General features: G+C 39.3%; 21 protein-coding genes, 1 pseudogene and 1 other annotated feature. Of the genes and pseudogenes, 5 read left to right on the forward strand and 17 right to left on the reverse strand.

Annotation, left to right across the window (positions count from 1 at the left end):
• Nucleotides 1-47 precede the first annotated feature (47 nt).
• Nucleotides 48-293, reverse strand: a complete 246-nt coding sequence (locus tag B7695_RS04695; RefSeq protein ID WP_239822264.1) for a hypothetical protein — start codon at nucleotides 291-293, stop codon at nucleotides 48-50.
• Between the two features lie 198 nt (nucleotides 294-491).
• Between B7695_RS04695 and B7695_RS04700 the strand changes: the two genes are divergently transcribed.
• Nucleotides 492-1,538, forward strand: coding sequence for a hypothetical protein (locus B7695_RS04700; RefSeq protein WP_084890021.1), 1,047 nt, complete (start codon nucleotides 492-494; stop codon nucleotides 1,536-1,538).
• Nucleotides 1,539-1,547: 9 nt separating this feature from the next.
• Here the strand turns inward: B7695_RS04700 and B7695_RS04705 are convergent, their stop codons facing one another.
• Nucleotides 1,548-1,886 carry a helix-turn-helix domain-containing protein gene (locus B7695_RS04705; RefSeq protein WP_084890022.1) on the reverse strand — a complete coding sequence of 113 codons (339 nt, stop codon included), beginning with the start codon at nucleotides 1,884-1,886 and terminating at the stop codon, nucleotides 1,548-1,550.
• A 168-nt stretch (nucleotides 1,887-2,054) separates the two neighbouring features.
• On the opposite strand from B7695_RS04705, the gene B7695_RS04710 reads away from it, so the two are divergent.
• Nucleotides 2,055-4,745 (forward strand): SEC10/PgrA surface exclusion domain-containing protein, encoded by a 2,691-nt coding sequence (locus tag B7695_RS04710; protein ID WP_158086397.1) that lies wholly within the window; start codon nucleotides 2,055-2,057, stop codon nucleotides 4,743-4,745.
• A gap of 414 nt (nucleotides 4,746-5,159) precedes the next feature.
• Here the strand turns inward: B7695_RS04710 and B7695_RS04715 are convergent, their stop codons facing one another.
• A complete protein-coding gene (locus tag B7695_RS04715; RefSeq protein WP_084890024.1) occupies nucleotides 5,160-6,134 on the reverse strand; it encodes a helix-turn-helix domain-containing protein in 975 nt (324 codons plus the stop codon).
• The gene (locus B7695_RS04720) at nucleotides 6,134-6,952 is read right to left on the reverse strand and encodes an oxidoreductase (protein ID WP_084890025.1); all 819 of its coding nucleotides are present in this window, start codon (nucleotides 6,950-6,952) and stop codon (nucleotides 6,134-6,136) included. The genes B7695_RS04715 and B7695_RS04720 overlap by 1 nt, the downstream gene beginning before the upstream one ends.
• 187 nt (nucleotides 6,953-7,139) lie before the next feature.
• Between B7695_RS04720 and B7695_RS04725 the strand changes: the two genes are divergently transcribed.
• Nucleotides 7,140-8,285: a low temperature requirement protein A gene (locus B7695_RS04725; RefSeq protein WP_084890073.1), complete on the forward strand. Its 1,146-nt coding sequence runs from the start codon at nucleotides 7,140-7,142 to the stop codon at nucleotides 8,283-8,285.
• A 47-nt stretch (nucleotides 8,286-8,332) separates the two neighbouring features.
• Here the strand turns inward: B7695_RS04725 and B7695_RS04730 are convergent, their stop codons facing one another.
• Nucleotides 8,333-8,788 (reverse strand): GNAT family N-acetyltransferase, encoded by a 456-nt coding sequence (locus B7695_RS04730; RefSeq protein WP_084890026.1) that lies wholly within the window; start codon nucleotides 8,786-8,788, stop codon nucleotides 8,333-8,335.
• Nucleotides 8,789-8,857: 69 nt separating this feature from the next.
• Between B7695_RS04730 and B7695_RS04735 the strand changes: the two genes are divergently transcribed.
• Nucleotides 8,858-9,517: a prepilin peptidase gene (locus tag B7695_RS04735; protein WP_084890027.1), complete on the forward strand. Its 660-nt coding sequence runs from the start codon at nucleotides 8,858-8,860 to the stop codon at nucleotides 9,515-9,517.
• Between the two features lie 58 nt (nucleotides 9,518-9,575).
• Here the strand turns inward: B7695_RS04735 and B7695_RS04740 are convergent, their stop codons facing one another.
• Nucleotides 9,576-10,727: a spr1629 family repressor/antitoxin gene (locus B7695_RS04740; protein WP_084890029.1), complete on the reverse strand. Its 1,152-nt coding sequence runs from the start codon at nucleotides 10,725-10,727 to the stop codon at nucleotides 9,576-9,578.
• A 14-nt stretch (nucleotides 10,728-10,741) separates the two neighbouring features.
• Nucleotides 10,742-11,473 (reverse strand): spr1630 family ClpXP-sensitive toxin, encoded by a 732-nt coding sequence (locus B7695_RS04745; protein WP_084890030.1) that lies wholly within the window; start codon nucleotides 11,471-11,473, stop codon nucleotides 10,742-10,744.
• A gap of 118 nt (nucleotides 11,474-11,591) precedes the next feature.
• On the opposite strand from B7695_RS04745, the pseudogene B7695_RS04750 reads away from it, so the two are divergent.
• Nucleotides 11,592-11,693, forward strand: a pseudogene (locus B7695_RS04750) (prepilin peptidase); the annotation flags it as partial.
• On the opposite strand, the gene trpA reads toward B7695_RS04750, so the two are convergent.
• The 10 genes from trpA to B7695_RS04800 form a co-directional block, all read right to left on the reverse strand.
• Nucleotides 11,665-12,441, reverse strand: coding sequence for a tryptophan synthase subunit alpha (trpA, locus tag B7695_RS04755; protein ID WP_084890031.1), 777 nt, complete (start codon nucleotides 12,439-12,441; stop codon nucleotides 11,665-11,667). The pseudogene B7695_RS04750 and the gene trpA overlap by 29 nt on opposite strands.
• Complete coding sequence (gene trpB / locus B7695_RS04760) at nucleotides 12,434-13,657, reverse strand: tryptophan synthase subunit beta (RefSeq protein WP_084890033.1); 1,224 nt, start codon at nucleotides 13,655-13,657, stop codon at nucleotides 12,434-12,436. The genes trpA and trpB (B7695_RS04760) overlap by 8 nt, the downstream gene beginning before the upstream one ends.
• Nucleotides 13,635-14,234, reverse strand: a complete 600-nt coding sequence (locus B7695_RS04765) for a phosphoribosylanthranilate isomerase (RefSeq protein ID WP_192855732.1) — start codon at nucleotides 14,232-14,234, stop codon at nucleotides 13,635-13,637. The genes trpB (B7695_RS04760) and B7695_RS04765 overlap by 23 nt, the downstream gene beginning before the upstream one ends.
• Nucleotides 14,221-14,988, reverse strand: a complete 768-nt coding sequence (trpC, locus tag B7695_RS04770) for an indole-3-glycerol phosphate synthase TrpC (protein WP_084890036.1) — start codon at nucleotides 14,986-14,988, stop codon at nucleotides 14,221-14,223. Before trpC ends, B7695_RS04765 begins: the two co-directional genes overlap by 14 nt.
• The gene (gene trpD / locus B7695_RS04775) at nucleotides 14,985-15,989 is read right to left on the reverse strand and encodes an anthranilate phosphoribosyltransferase (protein ID WP_084890038.1); all 1,005 of its coding nucleotides are present in this window, start codon (nucleotides 15,987-15,989) and stop codon (nucleotides 14,985-14,987) included. The genes trpC and trpD overlap by 4 nt, the downstream gene beginning before the upstream one ends.
• A gap of 10 nt (nucleotides 15,990-15,999) precedes the next feature.
• Nucleotides 16,000-16,566, reverse strand: a complete 567-nt coding sequence (locus B7695_RS04780) for an aminodeoxychorismate/anthranilate synthase component II (RefSeq protein ID WP_084890039.1) — start codon at nucleotides 16,564-16,566, stop codon at nucleotides 16,000-16,002.
• Entirely contained in the window at nucleotides 16,563-17,924 is a 1,362-nt protein-coding gene (gene trpE, locus B7695_RS04785; RefSeq protein WP_084890042.1) for an anthranilate synthase component I, read from the reverse strand. Before trpE ends, B7695_RS04780 begins: the two co-directional genes overlap by 4 nt.
• Nucleotides 17,925-18,524: 600 nt before the next feature.
• Nucleotides 18,525-19,703: a tryptophan synthase subunit beta gene (gene trpB / locus B7695_RS04790; RefSeq protein ID WP_084890044.1), complete on the reverse strand. Its 1,179-nt coding sequence runs from the start codon at nucleotides 19,701-19,703 to the stop codon at nucleotides 18,525-18,527.
• 161 nt (nucleotides 19,704-19,864) lie between these two features.
• Nucleotides 19,865-20,089, reverse strand: a binding site (T-box leader).
• A gap of 40 nt (nucleotides 20,090-20,129) precedes the next feature.
• The gene (locus tag B7695_RS04795) at nucleotides 20,130-21,359 is read right to left on the reverse strand and encodes a DegT/DnrJ/EryC1/StrS family aminotransferase (RefSeq protein ID WP_084890046.1); all 1,230 of its coding nucleotides are present in this window, start codon (nucleotides 21,357-21,359) and stop codon (nucleotides 20,130-20,132) included.
• 42 nt (nucleotides 21,360-21,401) lie between these two features.
• Nucleotides 21,402-22,094 (reverse strand): sugar transferase, encoded by a 693-nt coding sequence (locus B7695_RS04800; RefSeq protein WP_084890049.1) that lies wholly within the window; start codon nucleotides 22,092-22,094, stop codon nucleotides 21,402-21,404.
• Nucleotides 22,095-22,121 lie beyond the last annotated feature (27 nt).

Genomic DNA, 22,121 nt, shown 5'->3' on the forward strand with positions numbered 1-22,121 from the left:
CTGACATCCATAGTTAACTGATTATCAAGCATGATTTCACCTCATCTCTAGTATAACAAAAAAGCCATCAAGTTGATGACTTTTTCAGTGGGCTCGTTTTTACCATTACTATTTTTCTCAAATCCCACAATCGGAAAGAATGGCTTTGGCTCTGTAACACTTACAGCTACACAAGTTGAAATATTAGTAAGAGCTGGGGCAGTACGGCGGTCGTTTACAATTGAATCGCCTGATTGATTTGAGTTGCTTCCAAATAAGCCACTTTGTAGTAAGTTTTGATTGGTGTTAACCATGTTAATGTACCTATGCTAGCTTAAAGCTAGCTCCTTTTATTAATTTTCTTGTAAATATTTGAAGCTTCTTTATTTACATTTCAAGTGTATCACGATTAAAAATTCGAGTCGTCAAATGCACCATAAGGGAAAAATAAAAAATTTGCATTAGGAGATTTTATTTGATAAGCTGAAAATAACGATAAGGAGGGCATTATATTGAAAGAAAAATATTATAATGTAAAAGAAGCTTTGGATTATATTAGAAGTTATCCTAGCGGAAGAATAGAAAAAGAATTTTATATGGATATAACTGAAAAACAAATTCGTGATATTTTGAAAAAAGATGTACTAGGACAATATAGGCAACTTCCAGAGGGAGAACATATAATTGAATCATACATAAATTTTCAAGGCGATGAGGTAGTTGAAACTTTATATGTATTTCCAAAATTTGGGAAAAATTCCAAAATTCTCTCGAGTTGGGATAATCTCTATAAAAAAGAAGATAAGCTAGTGAAGCAATTACAACGGGAAGGTTTTAAAACAACAGAAGACAAAATTAGAGAAGAATTTAAAAACTCTGGGAAACCTGCGTATTTAATGAATGAAGATTATCTTTTCTCATTAAAGCTGGAAATTGAAAGACGTCAACTACCGATAAAAATTTTTCATATTCAGCCGCGTACTAAATCAACAATTATGCAATTAATTAATGAAGAAATGTTGGAGACTAATTTTGAGTTAACTATAAATACTTTATTAGAAGAATTTGAACAAAGATTAAAAGAAGATTGGTTTGAAAATCAGAAATTATGCATTGAACAAGCTGAAAAAGTAGGTGAATTATTAGAGGATATTCGGGGGCGGACAGAAATATTACAGTCTGTAGCACCAGAATTGGCATTGGATTCTTACAATAGTAGATTAAAAGAAGTAGAAGAATTTTATAATAATTTAAAGAATCAAGAATTCACATTATCTTTTGAAATTGAAGAATCTGTTAGTAAGTTTAAAAAATTTTATATGAAGCAAGCAAACAAAAACGTGATTTCTTCTCTTGCCGATAAAATATATGAATTTGAAAAATATCAGTGTAACAAGTATAAAGAAAAGATTGAAAAAGAAAATAAAAATAGAGTTATAACTGAAATTTCGTTTAAATGGTATTTAGTCGAATTTTACAAGAATATAAATGACTCTTTTTGGAGAGAGGATTTTCTAAGCAATTTAGAGGATAATTTTGGAGTAAAAATAAACCGCTAAGATTTTTCCTTAGCGGTTGTTTATGTTATTCAATAAGGTTGCTATTGCATCAATTATATCTGTTTTTTGTGGTTCTGGTATCTGTTCAAGTTGATTGATAATATTTTCAATTTCTTTACTCTTTTCTGGAAAACCGAAATTAAAAAATGTTTTTTCATCTACTTCAAGAGCTATAAGTATTTTATTCAGTGTTTGTATTTGAAAATTATATTTTTCATTTTCTATGTTGTGGATATGTTTCGAGCCTAAGCCAGCTAATTCGGAAAGTTTTTCTTGGCTTAGCCCTTTTGTTAATCGTAAATATCTAATTCTTTTTGCAATAAAAGTTTGTAAGTTGTTTTGATTCATAATTGTTTACCTTCACTATTATTTTAAAGATAAACATTATAAATAATAAGTAGTACAAATTACACTTGTATAATATATAAGTGTTGAATATTGCACTATATAATGATAAAATAGTGTAGTAAAACTATAAAAATTAGCTCATTTTATCAGCCATCAAAGGAGAAAATGATGAAGAAACTGAAAACCCTCACAACTTCAACAGCTATTGCGCTTGCATCAGTTGGTGGAACTGCATTTGCTCAGGAAACAACTACTACAACAGCAGTTGATGCAACTGCTGTAAACGAACCAGCTCTTGTTTCAAAACCTGTAGCTGATGCAAAACCAGAAATGAAGAAATCTTCTGATGTCAAGCCTGCTCTTGATGCTCAAGCGTCTACTGTTAAGCAAGTTGAAACTGAAAGTGAAACAGCAAAAGCTGAAGCTACTTCTGCTAACCAAGCTGTTACAACTACTGAAACTGCTTTAACAAGCGCTAAAGAGGATTTGAAATCAGCTGAAGCTGTTAAAGCAAATGCTACAGAAGAAAATATCACTGCTACAAAAGCTAAACAAGACGCTAATGTAAAAGCTCAAGAAGCCAATCAAAAAGCAACTGAAGCGTCTACTGAAGCCATTAAAGCTCAAACTGAGACTGTAGCAACTGAAACAGCTAACGTTGCAAGCGCAACAAGTAAGAAAGCTGAAGCGGATAAAACAGTAACCGCTAAAGAAGCAAATATAAAATCAGCTGAAGACGCGCTAAATGGTTCAGGACTTGGCGAAGCAAAAGCTTCACTTGCCCAAGCTGAAAAAGATATTGAACAAGCCAATGCCAATATTTCAAGCGCAACAACAGCTGTCGAAACCGCTAAAAAAGCAGATAGCAACCGCGCAGATGCCATCAAACAAGCTACAAACAATGTGAATGTCAAAAATGACGCCTTGAAATTAGCTAAAGAAATGATGGACGCCGACCAAAACAAAGTGGATTCTATCCAAGAAAAAGCAAATGCAACAGCGTCTAAAGAAAAAGAAGCTCAAACTGCATTGGATGCAGAAAAAGCTAAGTTAAATAAATCTGAAGGAATGAACATTCCAAATCCAACATTCACTATTCCATCAAATGTGTATAATGGATTTTCAGCAGATGTATTGAAATCAGCTGATGTGTCTTCAAATGTTGTAACATTTGGACAACTATTAAAATTAGAAAAAGCTAACAAAAACAATGCAATCAAAAATGATTTAGATGATTTGATTCTCAATTCTGTAGCTGATATTGTTAAACAATCAAATTCTAATGTCAAATATGATAAAACTGATTTAAATCGTCCAGTTGATATTGACAATTTGACAGATTCCCAAAAACTTGAAGTCTCAGAATTTTACATCAATGGATTGAAACAAATCAGAAATGCATTTAAGAATTCATTTAACGTAGAATCAGAAACAGGAACAACTAAAGAAGCTGTTACTTTAGCGTCAACACAAGCTGAAAAATATGAAAAACGTGGATTAGATCCAATGGTTCATGGTCACGTACCTAATGCTGTTGAAAACGTTGCTTCAATGCGTTCTGATATTTCAAATATGTATGAACTAAAACAAGCTGTATACAACAATTTGATGTTCACAACATATCTTGATGGAGTTTCAAATGCCGATAAACGTCGCCCATGGGGACACCTTTATGCAAACCTAAACTTTGCAAAATATGTTGGTATTGATGTAGCTAATATCAATGGTCGTTATTACATGATTACAGCATTTTCAAATGAAGGAACTCCAGTTTCTAAATCAAATGACCTTGCCCAACTTGAAGCAAAACTAGCTGAAGCCCAAAAACAAAACAGTCAAGCTCAAACTGCTCTTACAAATGCTAAAGCAGAATTGGCAGAAGCTTCACGCAAATATGCTTCTGCACTTGAAGCTAAAACAGAAGCTGAAAAAGAATTGGCAAGTAAATCAGCTAGTCCACTTCAAACAGAAGTCGCTGAAAAGAACTTGCAACTTGCGAACCTTGCTTTGAAAAATGCACAAGAACGTAAAGCAACTGCTGAACAAGCTGTTGAAAATTTCTCAAGAAGCCAAGCTGAAAAAGAAACAGCTCTTGAAACAGCTAAAGCGGAACTAGCTACAGCTAAAACAGCTCAAAATGATGCTGAAACAGCTCTTACAAATGCGCAAGCAAAATTGCAAGCTGAAGAAAACAAGTTGACTGCTCTTCAAACTGAACAAGCGAAACTACATGAAGAAAAAGACAAATTGGTGTCAGACGCAAAAGCAATTGCGACAGAATTGAGTGCTTATCTAAACGCAGATAAAAATCTTGCAGATGCGCAAGCAAAAGTAGCTGATTTGGAAACAAAACTAACTCAAGCAAAATCTGCTGCAAAATTGGCACAAGATAAATTGGACACAGTTACAGCTAAATTGAAAGCTGAACAAGCTAAATTAGCTGAAATCCAAGAAGAGTTTGATAAGTTGCTAGACTTAGAAAACAAAGCTAAAGATAATGTAGTTGCAACTCTACCAGATGGAACTGTTGTTGCTGTAGACTCAAATTCTAATACTTTGCCAGCAGAAAATAATAAAGAAACTGTTGATAAATCGAAGACAGGTTCACAATCAGCTAAAGATGTTGCTTTGGATGATAAAGAAGATGTTGTTGTGAAAGATAAAGAGCAAACAAAAGATAAACAACAAGCATATTCAGCTCCAGCCGTTAAAGCACTAGAAAATGAAAAAGTGACATACTCACGAGTAGAACGTGCAAAATCATTGCCTGATACTGGAGAGTCATCAAGTGTTGCAATGTTGCTACTCGGTGCAATTTTTGGAGCATTTGGACTTGTAACAGTACGTAGAAAGAATTAGAATAATAAAAAAATCTTCTTATTATAAATAGGAAGATTTTTTGGATTCACAAAATTAGTTTAAAAGACTACGCTATTTAAACCATTTTTGAGAATGAATATCGGACTATACCAATTGCGCCGAACACGGTATCGAACTATGTATAAAAAATTGTGATTATTAAATTCTAAAACTTAGAAATTATAGTGAAAACTAAAAATTTATTTGGTCAACTACTGGTCAATTTCCTCAATTTCAATACTAACTAGCGTGTGATAATATCTTGATTTAATCGCTTTTCACTTATTTATTTTAACTTATTTTAACGCTAATTTACATGTAGGGGGCATCTAAATACAACAGGAAAAGCCTTGGAATCAAGGCTTTTTTGTGTAGTCTTAGCACTGAAAAAACGCCTTTAGGGGCGTTTTTCTATCAATGATGCAGATTTCTATATTCTGAAATAGTTTGTCCGGTCCACTTTTTAAAGGCTCGTGAAAAAGATGAGACTTCCGAATAGCCTAGCAAATAGGCGACATCTTCTGTTGTCATTTCTGGATTTTTGAAATAACTAAAGGCTAGGATTTTTTGAACATTTTGTAATTCTTGATTAAATTTAGTTCCTTCTGCAGTCAGGTTCCGTTGTAAGGTGCGACTGCTAATGCCTAGTGACGCTGCTATATCTTCAATGGTAAAGAAACCACTTGGAATAGCATGGTAGAGTTTTTGCTGGACAATACCTGTGAAACTTTCACTAGTCATTGCTTCTGCTAAGCGTTCCTTAAGCTGAGGCTCTAGGTAGTCCAACATAACATTATTGGCCGTGAGGAAAGGTTTCTCCAAGTCAGCTTTGTTAAAGACCAGTTCATTCCTTTCCATTACTTCCACTTGGCAGCCAAAAATACCAACACTAGCTTCCTCGTAAGAATATGGAGTCCCAACGTGTACAGGGATAATCTCTTCACCTGTTCCCGTCCGAATCAAATCAAGCAACAAGAGCTGTTCATTAAGCACTGCAAAACGAGGCAGGTCTAAACCTGAATAATCATAACGATAGCTCACACGGACAAGCTCATCAAAGACTTCTATGTTTACGACAATCGGACCTGTAATCTTCTTGTATTTGGCAAAATGCTCTATAGCTGCGAGACCATTTTTAGAAGATAGGGCCGCAAAAAATGGCGGCATAAACATCTGAATGTTCTTGATGCGGCTCATGGCTATGATTTGCTCATCATCGGCCACCTGATCAAAAGCTGTTAAGAGATGGTAATAATCCAGAGTTGAGAGGTTCATCTCCTCTTTCCAAGTGCCATCTGGTAGATTAGCCAATTGCAGAATCATTTTCAGATCCAGCCCTATAAGGCTTAAATTTTCAATATACAGTTGACTGAGATTTCTCCATTCTATTAACGCATTGACATCAACATCATACGATCAAAGAATTCATCTCCAAAGATACGACGGATGGCTACTAAAAGTTTTCCTCCACGGCCAACAAGGTAACGAGTTTTAGGGTTACGAGCATTGATAATTTTAAGAACGGTACGTGAAATGACTTCTGGATTTGATCCTGGTGTTGGGTTGTTCTCCATAGCTTTGATATAGCCGTTGACCAAACGACTGTATGCTCCATTTTTAGATTCATAAGAGAAGTTTTGACCAACTGTTGCGTTAAATCCAGTATTAATCATTCCAGGTTCTAAAACAACCACCTTGATGCCAAATTCCTTGACTTCCATACGGAGACAGTCGCTAAAACCTTCAATAGCGTGTTTTGAAGCATGGTACCAAGCACCCAGTGGTATGTAAATTTTACCACCCATTGATGATGTGTTGATGATCAGACCATCCTTTTGTTGGCGCATATATGGCAAAACTTTCTTCGTCAAACGGGCTACACCGTAGACATTGACTTCAAACTGTTGTTGCGCTTTTTCCATTGCAAGGTCTTCGACAGGACCATAGAGTCCGTAACCTGCATTGTTCCAAAGAACGTCGATACGACCTTGCTCTTCAATCACTTTTGCTACAACTCTTTCAATATCCTCTTCGTTTGTGACGTCCATTTTCATGATATGGCCACCCATTGCTTCTAGGTCTTTCATTTTATCGATACTACGAGCAACAGCGTAAACTGTGTGACCAGCTTTGATAAGGTCTTGGGCTGAAAATTTTCCCATACCTGATGAAGCGCCTGTAACTAAGATAACTTTTTTGTTTGACATAATGATTTACTCTTTATTTCATTTGATTTATGAGACTATTATACAAAACAGAAACTGACAAGTAAATGACAAAAGAAGTCAAGGATTTGACAATTTACGCCACACGAAGTTATTCAAGAATGTCCTTCTCTTTCATTGTCATTTTCTGTTATAATAAATTGTACATTTTATATAGAAAGGTCTTATGATGACAAACCTTATCAAACACAAACGGGTAGAATTTTCAGAGCTTTTTTATGACCTAGTTTTTGTTTTTGCGATTTCAAAAGTAACTGCTTTAATTCACCATCTTCATAACGGTATTTTGACTTGGAATTCTTTGCTTGATTTTTTCATGGCTGTCTTGCTTCTCATCAATGCCTGGATGATTCAAACCGTTTATACCAATCGCTATGGAAAGAACTCTTTATTTAACATGCTAATCATGTTTATCAATATGGGACTTTTACTCTTTATATCCAATATGATTAAAGATGATTGGCAACAATATTTTCATTATGTCTGTTGGGCTATTGGTTCATTAACCCTTACCTTATTTTTTCAATATTTGGTTGAGTTTTTTAAAAAATCAACCGATAATGTTCATCGGGAAAGTATCAAAGGTCTTCTATGGATAACAGGTCTACGAAGTTTAGAAATCTATCTAGCAGCTCTTCTTCCTATTTACGTTGGAGTCTATATCCTTTATGCTAGTATTCTGCTAACATTTATTACCCCAATTACCTCGATTAGTAAAGATGATCATTTCCAGATAGTTCTCCCCCATTTAATCGAGCGCCTCTCCCTTCTTGTCATTATTACGTTTGGAGAGATGATTATGGGGCTAGTTAACTTCTTTACAATCGAGAATTTCTCGATTTATTCGGTTCTTTATTTCATTATTATGCTTTCTCTGTTCTTGTTTTATTTTGTTCAATTTGACCATGCTATTGATGAAGAATCTAATCAAAAGGGACTATTTCTAATTTACAGTCACTATCCTATTTTCTTTGGACTTCTTATGATGACCGTTTCGATGAGTTTTCTTCTAAATCCTGAAGCTAATCGTCTCTTTGCAACCAGCTTCTTTTATATCGGAATGGGCCTCTTCCAAGCTGCTGTCCTAGCAAATGGGCCCTATAACAAACACTATCTTCGCTATTCGAAAAGTTACTACTGGCTCCAAGCGACACTCTATCTAGCTGCTTTGATTCTCTCTTTAATCTTTGCTTCTAATCCTATAATAGTAGTGAGTATTGCAACCATTTTGGCTCTAGCTATAGCTATTCATTCTATTTATTTTTATATGACACAGACTAAAAAACATTCCACACCCTACTGGGAGTTGTTTTAATGAGTTTATAACATAAAAAAGCCTTGAAACCAAGGCTTTTTTGCTTTCTATCTAAACTTTTTCATAAGGTATTTCCGTACAGGTACTTCAATGGTTTGAACGATTTCAAATCCTTCTTTTTGGTAAAGGTGCTTGGCTGCTTGATTTGCCTCGTAGACATTTAGAGAAATACTATCTATATCTCCATTTTCAAAGGCCAAACTAACAAATTTCCTTAAAGCCTGACTACCTAAGCCTTGCCCCTGTTTCTGGGGGTTGATAAAGAATCGTCCGATATGAAGATTGCTATTTTCCAATCTGATTTTTTGGATAAGCCCCACAAACTCTTGTCCTTCAAAGATTGAAAAGATCCCTTCCAACTCTTGCAAAACTTGAATGGTCAAGGGAAAAGGAATCATTGTTCCCATCCATTGTTCTTGAAAGGATTTGCCAAGGGAGTTGGACCATTGGCATACGAGCTGAGCGTTTTCTGTGCTCACCTTTTCTTCAAAACGAATTATCATCTTTGCCCCACCATCTTATCTATGTTTCTCCATTATACTACTTCTTCTATTTTTTACGAATAGATAAGTATGATTGATATTTATTTTTTTCTTGTCGGGAGCATTCTCGCTTCCTTTCTTGGTTTGGTTATTGACCGTTTTCCTGAGCAATCCATTATCCAACCTGCTAGTCACTGCGATTCCTGTCAGACTCGCTTGCGTCCCTTAGACTTGATTCCGATTCTCTCGCAGGTCTTTAATCGCTTTCGCTGTCGCTACTGCAAGGTTCGCTATCCTGTCTGGTATGCCCTTTTGGAACTAGGCTTAGGGCTCCTCTTTCTGGCTTGGTCTTGGGAATTGCTTTCCTTGAGTCAAGTCATCCTAATCACTGCGGGTTTTACCTTGGGCATCTACGACTTTCACCATCAGGAATATCCCTTACTGGTCTGGATGACTTTCCACCTAATCCTCATGACTTCCTCTGGTTGGAATCTAGTCATGGTCTCCTTCCTTGCTCTTGGAATTTTGGCTCATTTTATCGATATCCGCATGGGTGCAGGGGATTTCCTCTTTTTAGCTTCTTGCGCTCTCGTCTTTAGTGTAACGGAGTTACTGATCTTGATTCAGTTTGCTTCTGCGACGGGCATCCTAGCCTTTCTCCTGCAAAAGAAAAAGGAAAGACTTCCTTTCGTGCCTTTCCTCTTACTCGCTGCTTGTTTGATTATTTTTGGTAAGCTACTGCTTGTTTGATAAAGTCCAATTTTTATCATATGTCCTTCATGAAATTATTTCACAGTTAAATTATAAATTATAAATTATTTCTTTTATACAAAGGAATGATATTATCAAATTGATCCGTTCTTTTATCTTCTTGATACTGATCAAAAAATTTCATTTCGACTGAAAATATTTCGCTTATAAACTGTAAACGAATACTTTGTTTAGACATTATAGTCGCTAGACTGACTAGATGATTACTCAAAACGACGTCCAGAATACTCTTTACTTTGCTTGGTTTTTTAACAAAAATTTGATCATCCAGAGGTTCAATCATTTTGTAACCTTTTTGCGCAATTTGACGATAAAAGTAAGAATGTTGCTTTGGAGTCAATAATCCTAACTTAAAAGCTCGATACTCTAAAGCCTGTATCGAAACATTCAAATCCGACTTCAATAAAATATAACTATCAGGATTGCTGACACGCTTGCCAACCCTCTCTTCAAATTTGACTAAAAACTCTTCTTTTGGCAATAAAAAACATGATGCAAAATAATTTGCTTCTTGCTCCAAACGATCGCCATCTTCATTCATATCTTTATATTTGTGTAAAAGAATATGTCCTAGCTCATGAGCTAAGTCAAAATTTCGACGTACAGAGGATTTATTCGTCCCCAACACAATATAAGGTCTTCCCAATTTTGACCATGCGCTATAAGCATCAGCTTGACCATTAATTAATCGTTCCACGATATAGATGCCTGAACGTTCTAATTTATAAAGCAAATCATGATTATCTTTTGAAATGCCTAATTTTTCCCTGGCATAAAGAGCCAATTCCTCAATGGATTCTCCCTTATGATAAGATTCACTCACTACATTACTTAGGTCATGAATTGTAATATTAGGTATAATTACAAAACTTTCAAAATAATCAATCAAACTATCTACCTTATGTAAATACATAGTTTGAATATCTATTGTTTTCCGTGTTGCTAGGTCTGCATTTCTAAAGGCAATTACAGAAGAATCAAATCGAATGCTCTCCTCTTCCTGTTCAAAATAAGTTAAATCAACATGAAATTGGTTGGCCAAATGCATTTTGGTTGATAATTTAGGTTTCGTTTCGTTGGACTCAAACTGCCAAATGGCTTGTTCCGTTAAATTAATTCTCTGAGCCAATTCTGCTCTACTTAAACCATTTAACAGCCGTAATTCTTTCAATACCCGACCATTAAACATTTACATACTCCTTACTACTTTTGACCTTCTTGTTTTTCGATTCTTGGAATAATTTCAAAATCTTCTGTTTCCGATAATTCTGAAAAATTAGGAATATCTTGATATTTTGCTTCTTCGAAATGGTACGAACTTGATTGAATATACTCAGACAAATCCTGAATCAAGTGTAACTGACCAGTTCGTGCATCAGGCATAACAACATCTACAGATATAATATTGTTTTCCGAGTCCGCCTCATAAGTTAAAATCATAAATTTTTCGATATTCGAATTTTTAGTAGCTTGTTCAATTTCTTGAATCATTTCATCAGAAACTAACTCCATCTGAATTGGAAAAGAATGACTATCTTCATCATTTTTGTAGGAAGAATGTTGATTAAGATAAAGTGTATTCATCCGAGCATATTCAAATAAGTAGCCACTCTTATTTTTTTGTACCAAAGGAAATTGGCTCGTAAGTCGCTTCTTACCCTTTATAATTAACAATACTTTCCCATATTTTTCTGTATTTGTTTCAAATTCTAAATATCCCCAAGTCTGTCCTGCTAATTGTAATTTATACTCAAACAAATCTGCTGATGCAAATGCATTATCAATATGATTAGGTCGCGTCCATGCATAACCATTCGATACTTTCATTGTCTCTCTTTTTTCTAGACGTTCATCTACATAATCTTTTTGACCTTTCATCAAAGTATCTACAATTTTTTGTGCCTTGAGCGAATCAAAGAGATCCTGATTCAACATAATTCTTCCTCCTCCGAATACTTTTTAATGATTATATCATTTTCTTAAAGAAATTACTACAATAATTAGCTTTTTCTTAAAGTTATATATCAGAGTAATTAGCAAATGATATCTAAAACTAGCCTTTCTCCTACAAAAGAAAAAGGAAAGACTTCCTTTCGTGCCTTTCCTCTTACTTGCTGCTTGTGTGATTATTTTTGGTAAGCTACTGCTTGTTTGATAAAGTCCTGAATTGGCTCTCCTTCATGGAGAGCTTTTACAATTTTCGAACCGACGATAACGCCATCTGATACCGCATTGAAGCGTTCTACATCGGCTTGACTAGATACGCCAAAACCTGTCAAGACTGGGATATCGGCCACTTGATGAAGTTGTGTCAAGTGCTTGTCCAAGTCTGCACGGTAATTGCCAGATTTCCCTGTCACCCCATTGATGGCAACCGCATAGACGAATCCTTCTGCCCCATCAATCAACTCTTTCTGGCGCTCAATCCCTGTCGTCAAACTAACTAGAGGAATCAAAGCAATGTCTGTATCTGCCAAAAATGGTTCTACAAAGTTGGCATGCTCATGAGGCAAGTCTGGAATAATCAAGCCCTTAACCGCTGTATCTGCCAAATCTTTGACAAAGTTCTCCACACCGTACTGAAAGAGGGGGTTGAAGTAGGTCATGATGACCAGCGGAACCTCTGTTTGAATGGTTTTCAAGGTTTCAACCAAAGCTTGTGTCGAAGTCCCGTGGGCTAAACTACGCAAGCCAGCTTCTTCGATCACAGGACCATCTGCAACAGGGTCTGAAAAGGGAATACCCACTTCAATTGCAGAGACACCCAAATCTTCTAAAAAGTGGATTGTTTCTCCGAGTCCATCCAAACCTTTTTCGTGGTCACCAGCCATGATATAGGGAACGAAAATTCCTTTTCCAGCTGCTTTAATAGCGTTCAATTTTTCTGTTAGTGTCTTAGGCATGAGCTTCTCCCTTCTTTGCTGCGTCTGCTTCCAAGCGGTCTTTTACTTGAACCACATCCTTGTCCCCACGACCTGATAGACAAACAATCATGGATTTGTCTGGACCCAGTTCTTTGGCTAATTTCACCGCAAAGGCGATAGCATGACTAGATTCCAAGGCTGGGATAATCCCTTCCACACGAGACAAGAGTTGGAATCCTTCCAAGGCTTCTTCGTCCGTCACAGGAACATAGCTGGCACGTTTAATATCGTGGTAGTGAGAATGTTCTGGACCGATACCAGGATAGTCCAAACCTGCTGAGATAGAGAAGGCTTCAAGAATTTGACCATGGGCATCTTGGAGCACATCCATGAGAGAACCGTGAAGAACACCAGGACGACCCTTGGTCAAGGTAGCTGCATGGTGCTCCGTATCCACACCAAATCCAGCTGCTTCAGCTCCATACATAGCTACAGACTCATCTTCCACAAATGGATGGAAGAGACCGATAGCATTTGAACCACCTCCAACACAGGCTACTAAGGCATCTGGCAGATCTTGTCCTGTCAAATCGCGGTACTGTTGTTTAGCTTCTCGACCGATGACACTTTGGAAGTCACGAACGATTTCTGGGAAAGGATGAGGCCCCAAGGCAGAACCAAGGATATAGTGGGTATCATCGATATTAGCCACCCATGAACGAAGGGCTGCATTGACCGCATCCTTGAGCACGCGCGAACCATCTGTCACTGCCTCAACCTTAGCTCCCAAAAGCTCCATACGGAAAACATTGAGGGCTTGGCGTTTAACATCCTCTTCACCCATATAGATGGTACATTCCATGTTAAAGAGGGCTGCAGCAGTTGCAGTTGCCACACCGTGCTGACCAGCACCTGTTTCAGCAATAATTTTCTTTTTACCCATGCGTTTAGCCAGAAGAACTTGTCCCAAGGCATTGTTAATCTTGTGGGCCCCTGTATGGTTAAGGTCTTCCCGTTTGAGGTAAATCTTGGCTCCGCCGATATGCTGGGTCAAGTTTTTTGCGTAGTAAAGAGGAGTTTCACGTCCTACATACTGGCGCAAGAGTTGGTTCAATTCCTCTTGGAAACTTGGGTCTGCCTGACTTTCACGGTAGGCCTTCTCCAACTCCAAAACTGCTGTCATCAATGTTTCTGGGACGAAACGTCCGCCGAATTTTCCGTAAAATCCATCTTTATTTGGTTCTTGATATGCCATGCTTTACCCTCTCTATAAATCTTCTAATCTTTTCATGATCTTTTTGTCCGTCTGTCTCCACTCCACTTGATACATCTACTGCATAGGGAGTAAAGTGTTGAATTGCTTTTGCTACATTGTCTTCATTAAGACCACCTGCGATGAAAAATGGCTGAGCTAGTTTTGTCGTATCCAGTTGAGCCCAGTCAAAGGTCTGGCCACTCCCTGCCACAGGGGCATCAAAGAGTAAATAGTCTGCCTGAGAATTGGGTACATGTCCCTCTCCATCCACCTGCACAGCCTGAATACTGGCACAAGGCAAATTCTCAAATAAATCATCTGCCACCTGACCATGAACTTGAACCAAGTCCAAGCCAACTTTGTCAATCGCTTCTAGCAGTTCTGCCCGACTTGGTGAAACAAATACACCCACCTTTTTGACACCTGCAGGAATAAGCGTTGCCAGCTCAACAGCCTGATCCAAGGTCACCTGTCTTTTACTAGGTGCAAAGACAAAACCGATATAGTCTGCTCCTGCTGACACGGCTGTTTCTACCGCTTCTTTGGTCGATAGTCCGCAAATTTTAACCTTTGTCAATCTGCAACTCCTTGATTCTCTGAGCCACATCTTCTGCCTGCATAAGAGCTGTCCCTACCAAAATTCCGTTAAAGTATGGCGCTACTCGTTCCGCATCCTGCCCTGTGAAAATAGCAGATTCAGAAATGTACAAGCAATCATCTTTGAAATGTTTAGCCAAGTCTACACTGGTCTGCAAGTCAACTTCAAAGGTGATCAAGTTGCGGTTATTGACCCCGATAATCTGGGCACCAAGTCTGTGAGCCACTTCTAGTTCAGCTAGATTATGAGTCTCCACTAAAACTTCCAGACCAAGCTCTGTCGCGTAGTCATACAGTTCCTTGAGACGTTCTTCTGACAAGGCAGCCACAATGAGCAGGATGACTGTCGCACCTGCATTGCGAGCACGGATGATTTGCTTTTCATCGATGATAAAGTCCTTGTTGAGCGCTGGAATCTGTACCTGACTGGAAATCTCCCGTAGATAATCCAGGTGCCCTTTAAAGAAAACTTCATCTGTCAGAACAGAAATCATCACTGCTCCGTTCGCTTCATAAGTCTGGGCCTGTTGCACGATATCCACATCGAGATTGATATCTCCCAGACTAGGACTAGCTTTCTTGACCTCAGCGATTACCTGCAAGCGTTCCTGATGATTCTTCAAAAATTCTGCCAAGCGATAGGTCTGGCGCAAGGGCTGGATTTCCTCCAGCTCCATCTGCTCGACCTCACGCGCCTTCTGCTCCAAGATTCGTGCTAAAAATTCCTGACTCATTTTTGGTACTCCTGTAACAGTCTGAGTTTTTCAAGGGCCTTGCCACTAGCAATGACTTCGCGGGCCAAGGCAACTCCTTCCTTGATGCTATCAACCTTACCATTAGCATAGAAACCAAGACCAGCATTCAAGACTGTCGTTTCCAAGAATGGACTTGGTTCATTTTTAAGAACGCTGAGCAAAATTTCTGCATTTTCCTGAGCATTCCCTCCACGAATATCTTCGATAGCGTAGCGTTCCATTCCCAAATCCTCTGGAGTAAAGCTTGACAAGCTGATTTCGCCATTTTCAAGAAGTGCAATCTTGGTTGTTCCGTTCAAGCCGGCTTCATCTAGCCCTTCTGGCCCAGCAACCACAATGGCACGTTTGCGACCCATATTTTTCAATACCTGAGCTGTACTTTCTAGCAGTTCTGGACGACTAATTCCAAGAAGCTGTGTTTCCAAGGCCATTGGGTGAATCAGTGGACCAGTCAAGTTCATAATCGTTGGAATCCCCAATTCCAAACGAGCTGGCATGATGTATTTCATTGCTGGGTGCATATTTTTGGCAAAGAGAAAGACGATACCAGTTTTATCAAAGACCTTACCTAGTTCAGCTGGTTTGAGGTCTAGGTTGATGCCCAAGGCTTCTAGGACATCTGCAGAACCAGATTTAGAAGAAATCGAGCGGTTACCGTGTTTGGCCATGTGAACACCACCACCAGCCAAGACAAAGGCTGCAGTTGTGGAAATATTAAAACTGAAAGACTTGTCCCCACCTGTACCACAGTTGTCCATGGCATCATGAATCTCAGTTGGAATATGTTGGGCATGCCCTCTCATGACTTGGGCAATGGCTGTGCGTTCTTCAGGTGTTTCCCCCTTCATCTTAAGAGCCAAAAGGAGAGAAGCAATCTGCGCCTCTGTTACACGCCCAGTTACGATACGCTCAATGACATCCGTCATTTCCACACCTGATAAATTTTCAAATTGTGCTAGTTTTTCAATTATCTCTTTCATCCTAGTTTCCTCACTTTACAACCTTCTCGATAAAATTCCGAATAGAAGACAAGCCGTCAGGCGTTCCAATACTCTCTGGATGGTACTGGAAACCATAAATTGGAAGTGTTTTATGTTGAATCCCCATGATGGCTTGGTCATCAGTCGAACGAGCTGTCACTTCAAAGTCTTCTGGCATTTCTTCAATCAAGATACTGTGATAACGCATGACCGCACGGCCATCCTCGATACCTTGATACAAAACAGATGGCGCTTCAAAGCTGATATTACTCTGTTTCCCATGCATGACTTTTGGAGCCAAACCTAACTTACCACCAAAGACTTCTGCGATGGCTTGGTGACCCAAACAAATCCCTAAAATCGGCTTCTTGCCGGCAAAATCACGAATCATGTCTTCCATCTTTCCAGCATCAACTGGCCAACCAGGACCAGGAGAAAAGACCAGACCATCTGCTTTTTCAGCTTCTTCATACAGCTTGGGATCATCATTTCTCAAGACCTGTACCTCTGCAAAATTCCCAATGTATTGGGCCAAGTTATAGGTAAAGGAATCATAGTTGTCAATCAATAAAATCATGGTCTTAGTTCTCCAATTCTAGTCATAGATTTAGCCTTGTTAATGGTTTCTTGGTATTCGTTTTGGGCGATGGAGTCGTAGACAATCCCTGCCCCAGCCTGCACATAGGCTGTTTGATTTTTGAGAATCATCGTTCGGATGGCAATGGCAAAATCCATATCGCCCGTCGCAGACAAGTAGCCAATTGCTCCTGCGTATACGCCCCGTTTTTCCGTTTCCAGTTCATAGATGCGTCTCATCGCGCGAATTTTTGGTGCTCCAGAAACAGTTCCAGCAGGAAGTGTTGCTTTCAAAGCATCCATAGCAGTGAGTTCTGGAAGCAAACGCCCCTTGACCACACTGGTCAAATGCATGACATAACGGAAAAGCTCCACTTCCATATACTTAGTGACTTGGACACTTGCCGTTTCAGAGATGCGACCGATATCATTACGTCCCAAGTCTACTAACATTCGATGCTCTGCTGTTTCCTTCTCATCCGAAAGCAGGTCTGTCGCCAAAGCCTTGTCTTCTTCATCCGTAGCTCCTCTTGGTCGCGTCCCTGCAATCGGATTGGTTGTTACGATGCCATTTTTGACAGAAACCAAACTTTCAGGACTAGCACCGATAATCTGATAATCCCCAAAATCATAGAAATAAAGGTAATTGGATGGATTGGTCACGCGGAGATTTCTGTAGAAGTCAAATGGATTTCCAGTAACTTCTGCTGAGAAGCGTTGACTGAGTACGCATTGGAACATATCTCCGTTACGAATCAAGTCACGAGCTGTTTCTACCATTTCCTCAAACTTCTGAGGAGCGATATGCGGTTTGAAGTCAAGTGGTGATAGATCCAAGTCTTCAAATTCATTTGGAGCAGGAATGCGTAATTCCTCAAGCACTTGGTTCAAGGCTTTTTCCAAGTCTTCTTGGCTACGCTCACTATAGAGAGCTTCCTCGATGACATGGATTTTTTCCTTCTTGTGGTCAAAGACCATGTAACTCTCATAGACGAAGAAATGCATGTCTGGCGTTCCAATTGTATCTTCAGGAATTTGGCCAATTTCTTCATAAAGCGAAATCATATCGTAACCAACAAAACCAATAGCTCCCCCACCAAAAGGTAGGTATGAATGGTGCTGGCTCTTATGAGTCACTTCATAAAGGAAATCCAAGGGATCCCGATCAATCACTTGACCATTTTGATAAAGAACTCCATTTTCAAACTTAATCTCAAAAACAGGATTATAGGCTAAGATAGAAAAACGAGCGGTTTCCTTGTCTCTCGGAATACTCTCTAAGATAACCTTGTGTTGCCCCTTTAGGCGCATATAAGCCAAGATTGGTGATAAGACATCTCCATGAATGATTCGTTCCATTGTAATTTCCCTTTCAGTTCCTTATTTTTAATTTTTTATCTTTTTTCTATTTCCCTTAAATAGTGCGGACGGGAGGTAAAATTATCCAGTGGATGATTTTAGAAATCCATGAAATGAAAGACCTAATTTTTGGGCTCCTCTCTCATTCATTTCTAGGCTCAGGCTAAAATAGTTCCCCGAACTATTTTACTCTCAAAAATTCCGTCCTATAGAAGCATATTTGCTTCTATAGGATACCACTATGGCGGGAAATATCTTTTAAAAGCTCACTTCGTTCGCAAATTTTTTGTAGCAATCTATTTAATAATGAACAATAATTTAAAACTAAACAGCTGAATCTATAATAGACATATAAAAATCCCCACGCAAAACAACTTGCGTGAGGACGAAATTCGCGGTGCCACCTCAATTATAGGATTTCTCCTATCTCTCATTCCTGTCTCAGAAACCTCCTGTAACAGGCTGTGCGATAAAGGGCACTCCCTTGAGAATTATGTTTTCTTCTCTTGTTTCAAATGGACCCAACCTTACAGCTTTCTCTTCTTGTTTCCAGCAACCACAAGCTCTCTGTGAGAGAAAGGACTGTAATTTTTCCATCTTTTATTTTTTAGCTTCTAGGTAGTCCGCAATTGCAGCTACGTCCTTGTCTCCACGACCAGAGACATTGATGATGATAATGTCGTCTTTACTTAGTTTCGGTGCACGTTTAACTGCTTCTGCGATAGCGTGCGAACTTTCAATGGCTGGGATAATTCCTTCAGTCTTGCTGAGAAGGAGGAGAGCCTGAACAGCTTCTTCATCCGTCGCTGCAACATATTCTACGCGACCTGAATCTTTGAAGTAGGCGTGTTCTGGGCCAACCCCTGGATAGTCCAATCCAGCTGAGATAGAGTAAACTGGAGCTAGCTCTCCATCTTCCTTAAAGACTGCATAAGTCTTCATGCCGTCGACAATTCCGATACTACCTTTTGTCATAGTAGCTGCGTGCTTGTCTGTATCAAGTCCGTGCCCAGCAGCTTCTACCCCAACCAATTTGACTTCTTCATCAGCCACATACTGTGAAAAAGCACCAATGGCATTGGAACCACCACCTACACAGGCAATAACGTAGTCTGGTAAACGACCTTCTTTTTCTAAGATTTGACGGCGAGATTCTTCACTGATGACCTTTTGGAACTCGTGGACAATTGTAGGATAAGGGTGAGGACCTACAGCAGATCCCAGAACATAGAAGGCTTCAAGGTCATTCATCCATGCTCCAAAGGCTGCATCAACCGCATCTTTGAGGGTACGAGTCCCTGTTTCAACTGCATGAACAGTTGCTCCCATCATCTCCATACGGAAAACATTGAGACGTTGACGTTCCACATCTTCTGCCCCCATGTAGACATCACAGGCCATACCAAACTTGGCTGCAGCCGCTGCTGTCGCAACACCGTGCTGACCAGCTCCTGTTTCTGCGATCACTCGTTTTTTACCCATACGTTTAGCCAAAAGAATTTGCCCTAAAACGTTGTTAAGCTTGTGAGAACCAAGGTGGTTCAGGTCTTCACGTTTGAGATAAATCTTAGCTCCATCTAGGTGGTCTGTCAAACTTTCCGCAAAATAGAGCGGTGTTTCGCGACCTGAATAATCCTTCAAGTAATGACGAAATTCTGCCAAAAACTCTGGATCATCCTTGTACTTGTCAAATGTCACTTCCAACTCATCCAACAAAGCCTGAATCGGCTCCGGTACAAAACTACCACCAAATTGTCCAAAATAACCTTTAGTTGTCATAAAAATTTCCTCTTTCTGTATTTATTCGGCTTTTTGTTTACTTTTAGTAGTAGGCAAGGAGCTGCAGATAGAACTTAAGTTCATCAAAGCGACTTAAGGCCCTAATAAAAGATAAACAAAATGACGGATAGAAAAAAGCCCACACACAGAATATACTTCCGTGTGAGGGCGTTTGTAACGCGGTGCCACCTCAATTATAAAGGGACTATTCCCTTTACATCTCTATCTTGTCTAACAACAAGTTGCACTGTAAGGTGTGCGCACCGAATTTTCATTGTTTCAAATTCATTTTTAAAATCAGCCCACTTTCACTACTTCCAACCACCTGTTCACAATCACCACAGGCTCCCTGAAGATCAAAAATAGTTACTTTTCTGATTTGTTGAACTTATTTTAATACTTTGTTTTTTCTTTGTCAAGACTTTTTTACAATTTTTTTGATGAAGTTAGCACTTTTTCAGAAACTGTTTTGAAAGTCTCAATGATATAGTCCACTTCTTCATCGCTTAATTTAGTGTGAAGAGGGAGCGTAATTTCATTTTCAAAGAAGGCATAGGCTCTTGGATAATCTGCCATATCAAAACCAAGATTCTTATAGGCTGTCAAGAGCGGAAGCGGTTTGTAGTGGACGTTACTTGCAATTCCTGCTTTAGCTAATTCTTGGATGATAAGATTGCGTTCTTCTAAGCTCGCTCCTTCTACATGGGTGATGTAGAGGTGACGTGAAGATTCGACAGTTTCAGTCTTGTGTGCCAAAGGATGGATACGAGAACCTGCAAAACCACGATCATAGCGGTCCACGATGTCCTTACGACGTTGCAACAAACTTGGATAGCGGTCCAATTGTACCAAACCAAGAGAAGCCATGATATCTGTCATATTGCACTTGTAGGCAGGAGTTACGATATCGTATTCCCATGAACCCAGCTGCATCTTAGCAAGAGCATCCTTAGTTTGACCGTGAAGAGAAAGGATTTGGAATTCCTTGTACATTTCTTCGTCATCAATCGCTGGATTGGCCTTCCAAGTCGCACTTCCACCTTCTGCCGTTGTAAAGTTCTTAACGGCATGAAATGAGAAGGAAGTAAAGTCAGCGATAGAACCAGCAGGTTGCCCTTTATAAGTTGATCCCAAAGCATGGGCACTATCAGAAACAATCACAATACGGTTAAAGGCCTTTTGCCACTTGCTTGAAGCAGTAAAGAGATCACGTTTCTTCTCCACTACATGGAACAAACGGTCATAGTCGCAAACAATCCCCGCAAGCTCAACCGGAATAATCACCTTAGTCTTTTCAGTAATGGCTTGCTCAAGCAAGTTATAGTCCATCTCAAACGTATCTGCTTGGATATCCACCATGACAGGGGTTGCTCCCACGTGAGTGATAACACTACATGAAGCTGTGTAAGTCATAGCTGGAACGATGACTTCGTCACCAGGACCAACTTCTAAGACACGCAAAATCAACTCAAGAGCTGCAGTTGCAGAGTTGAGGCAGACAGTCTTTGGCGTCTGTGTATATTGAGACAAGCGACGCTCTAGTTCTTTTGTCTTTGGACCAGTTGTAATCCAACCAGAACGAAGGGTATCCGCTACTTCAGCAATTTCTGCTTCTGTAATATCGGGTGGTGAAAATGGAATATTGTAATTTGGCATTGATTTGCTCCTTTTGTCTGTACTCATTTTCTCATGACTACTTTATTTTAGCACTTCAAACACGGTTTGAAACATGATTTTGATGTCTCCAAGGAAACTAAACTCTCGGAGATAGGCGAGGTTATAGCGCATCTTTTCAGGAAGAACATGCTCTACATAGGCTTGGTCAACTGACAGACCTTTCTCCGTCATTTGACTGATGATGGTGTCCTCATCCTTGTAGTTGATGCTGGCTGGAGAGGTAATACCTGCTGGTAAGAGCAAGGTCGCCATCATTTCAGGACTATACTGCTCTGTGTAACGTGGCACTTCAGGACGTGTCCCTACAAAGGACATCTCGCCTTTAAGGACATTGACCAGCTGAGGCAGTTCGTCCAAACGCACACGGCGGATGAAATTGCCTACCTTGGTAATGCGACTATCGTTAGCTGAAGTTACCAGACTGCCTTTTTTGTCCGCATCCGTTACCATGGTACGGAACTTCCAAATCTTGAAAGGACGGTTGTACTGGGTCACACGCTCTTGCTTGTAAATGATAGGCCCCTTGCTATCCAACTTGATCCAAATGCTCAAGATCAGAAAGACTGGGGAAGTCAAAATTAGCAAGACCAAGGCCAGAACCCAATCCAGGCAACGCTTGAAAATCAGCGAACCCTTCCTTTTAGAGACAAGCTGGTAGTAAGACTCAACCTCGCTTGATTTCATTTCCACGGGCAAGTCTTCCCATTTCAGCATGCTGTTTCTCCTTTGTTTTTATTATAC

Source organism: Streptococcus mitis, assembly GCF_002096845.1.
GTDB lineage: Bacteria > Bacillota > Bacilli > Lactobacillales > Streptococcaceae > Streptococcus > Streptococcus mitis_A.